This is a genomic window from Kitasatospora sp. NPDC007106 (genome assembly GCF_040634455.1).
Taxonomy (GTDB): domain Bacteria; phylum Actinomycetota; class Actinomycetes; order Streptomycetales; family Streptomycetaceae; genus Kitasatospora; species Kitasatospora arboriphila.
The window spans coordinates 1-2,953 of sequence record NZ_JBEYFP010000719.1; the positions used below are offsets into that span (position 1 = coordinate 1).

3 protein-coding genes are annotated in these 2,953 nt (G+C 74.7%); all 3 read left to right on the forward strand.

Annotated features, from left to right (window positions below):
* A partial coding sequence (locus tag ABZ641_RS31320; protein ID WP_359987277.1) for a (Fe-S)-binding protein occupies positions 1–707 on the forward strand: 707 nt, incomplete at its 5' end.
* Complete coding sequence (locus ABZ641_RS31325) at positions 704–2,161, forward strand: LutB/LldF family L-lactate oxidation iron-sulfur protein (protein WP_344622946.1); 1,458 nt, start codon at positions 704–706, stop codon at positions 2,159–2,161. The genes ABZ641_RS31320 and ABZ641_RS31325, both read left to right, overlap by 4 nt.
* Complete coding sequence (locus tag ABZ641_RS31330) at positions 2,158–2,817, forward strand: lactate utilization protein C (RefSeq protein ID WP_359987280.1); 660 nt, start codon at positions 2,158–2,160, stop codon at positions 2,815–2,817. The genes ABZ641_RS31325 and ABZ641_RS31330 overlap by 4 nt, the downstream gene beginning before the upstream one ends.
* The last annotated feature ends 136 nt before the right edge of the window (positions 2,818–2,953 follow it).

A 2,953-nucleotide genomic window follows, 5' to 3' on the forward strand; every position in this document is an offset into this window, starting at 1 on the left:
TTCAGCTCCTTGGCGAGTGCGAGGGACGGCACGTTCTGCATGAAGGTGCTGGTGAATCCGACCAGGTCCGGCGGGTCGGGTCGTGCGCGGCGATGGTCCGGGAGGCCTACCCGCGGATCGGCGCCCGGGCCCAGGCCGAGGGCCGCGGCACCGAACTCGCCGACGCCGCCGCCTCGCTGGCTCCCCGGATGCTCGAACTCACCGAGTTCCTGGTGGACGTGCTCGGCGTGGTGGACGTGGGCGCGTACTTCCCGCACACCGTCACCTACCACCCGTCCTGCCACGGGCTGCGGATGCTCGGCCTCGGCGACCGCCCGCGCCGGCTGCTGGCCGCGGTGAAGGGGCTGGAGCTGCATGAGCTGCCCGGCGCGGAGGAGTGCTGCGGCTTCGGCGGGACCTTCGCGGTGAAGAACCCGGACGTGTCCGCCGCGATGGGGGCCGACAAGGTCCGCAACGCCCTCGGCACGGGAGCGGACGTGCTGTGCGGCGCCGACAACTCCTGCCTGCTGCACCTCGACGGCACCCTGCGCCGCCGAGGCGCCCCGATGCAGGCCGTGCACCTCGCCGAGATCCTCGCCGCCACCGAGGCCGCCCCGTACCGACCGCCCGCACCCCGCCGGGCCCACACCGTGCCCACGTCCGTCGCCTCCTCCGCCGTCGCCTCCGCCACGGCCGCCACCGCCGGCGCGGGAGGGCACACCGAATGAGCTCCGCGTACCTGGGCATGCCCGCCTTCCCCGAGGCCGCCAAGGACTCCACCAAGGACGCCACCCTGCGGGCCAACCTCGGCCACGCCACCCGCACCATCCGCGAGAAGCGCGCCCGGGCGGTCGCCGAACTCGACGACTGGGCCGAACTCCGCGCCGCCGGCAAGGAGATCAAGGACCGCGCGCTGCGCCGGCTCGACCACTACCTGCTGCAGGCGGAGGAGGCCGTCACCGCGGCGGGCGGCACCGTGCACTGGGCGGCCGACGCGGCCGAGGCCAACCGGATCGTCGCCGACCTGGTGAAGGCCACCGGCGAGAGCGAGGTGGTCAAGGTCAAGTCGATGGCGACGCAGGAGATCGGGCTCAACGAGGCGCTGGCCGCCGAGGGCATCACCGCCTACGAGACCGACCTCGCCGAGCTCATCGTGCAGCTCGGCGACGACCTGCCCTCGCACATCCTCGTCCCCGCCATCCACCGCAACCGGGCCGAGATCCGCGACATCTTCCGCGAGGCGATGGGCCGTTGGGGCCGCCCCGCGCCCGAGGGCCTCACCGACTCCCCGGCCGAACTCGCCGAAGCCGCACGGTTGCACCTGCGGGAGAAGTTCCTGCGCGCCAGGGTCGGCGTCTCCGGCGCCAACTTCCTCATCGCCGAGACCGGCACCCTGGTCGTCGTCGAGTCCGAGGGCAACGGCCGGATGTGCCTCACCCTGCCCGAGACGCTGATCTCCGTCGTCGGCATCGAGAAGGTGATCCCCACCTGGCAGGACCTGGAGGTCTTCCTCCAACTGCTGCCCCGCTCCTCCACCGCCGAGCGGATGAACCCGTACACCTCCACCTGGACGGGACTCGGGCCGTCGAAAGGGGCCGACGGCGACGGCCCCAAGGCCTTCCACCTCGTCCTGCTCGACAACGGCCGCACCGCCACCCTCGCCGACCAGGTCGGCCGCCAGGCGCTGCGCTGCATCCGCTGCTCCGCCTGCCTCAACGTCTGCCCGGTGTACGAGCGGGCCGGCGGCCACGCCTACGGCTCCCCGTACCCAGGCCCGATCGGTGCCATCCTCACCCCGCAGCTGCGCGGCCTCGGCACCGAACTCGACGCCTCGCTGCCCTTCGCCTCCACCCTGTGCGGCGCCTGCTACGAGGTCTGCCCGGTCGCCATCGACATCCCCGAGGTCCTCGTCCACCTGCGCGAACAGGCCGTCGAACAGGGCCCCGGCCACCGCGTCGAGAAGGCCGCGATGAAGGCCGCCACCTGGCTGCTCGACCACCCGGCCGCGCTGGCCGCCGCCGAACGCGCCGCCTCCGCCACCCGCGCCCTGCACCCCCGCAAGCTCCCGCTGCCCGGCCCCGCCAAGGCCTGGACCGACACCCGCGACCTCCCCGACCTGCCCGCCGAATCCTTCCGCGCCTGGTGGGCCGAGCACCGCGACCGCAAGGACGGCCCTGCATGAGCACCTCCCGCGACACCGTCCTCGCCCGCATCCGCAGTGCCCTCACCGACGTCCCCGCCGGTGAGGAGGCCGGCCGCTCGCCCGTCCGCCGCGACTACCGCTTCGCGCACGTCCTCGACGACCCCGAGGCCGTCCTCGACCTGCTCGCCGAGAACCTGGCCGACTACCGCGCCCAGGTGCACCGCTGCACCGAGGAGACGCTGCCCGGCCTGCTCGCCCGGCTGCTCGCCGACCACGGATCCCGGTCCGTCGCCGTCCCCCCGGGCCTGCCCGCCGCCTGGCTCGCCGCGACGGAGGCCGAACGGCGCCCCGACGACGGCACCCTGACGGCCCACCGGCTCGACACCACCGACAGCGTCGTCACGGGCTGCACCCTCGCCGTCGCCGAGACGGGCACGATCATCCTCGACGGCGGCCCCGGCCAGGGCCGCCGGGTGCTCACCCTCGTCCCCGACCACCACGTCTGCGTGGTCCGCGCCGACCAGGTGGTCGCCTCCGTCCCGCAGGCCCTGCCCCGCCTGGACCCGGCCCGCCCGCACACCTGGATCTCCGGCCCGTCCGCCACCAGCGACATCGAACTGACCCGGGTCGAAGGCGTGCACGGCCCCCGCACCCTGGACGTCGTCCTGGTCGAGGACCACGACCCCCGGGGCTGAACCACGGCCCGGCCCGTCCCTGCCGGGCCCGACCCCGCCGGTGCCGGGATGTCCGGTGCTCAGCCGCGGGCCCGCAGGTACGCCTCCAGCGCGGCCGCCCCGACCAGCATCGCCCGTCCGCGGGCGGCCAGCCGGG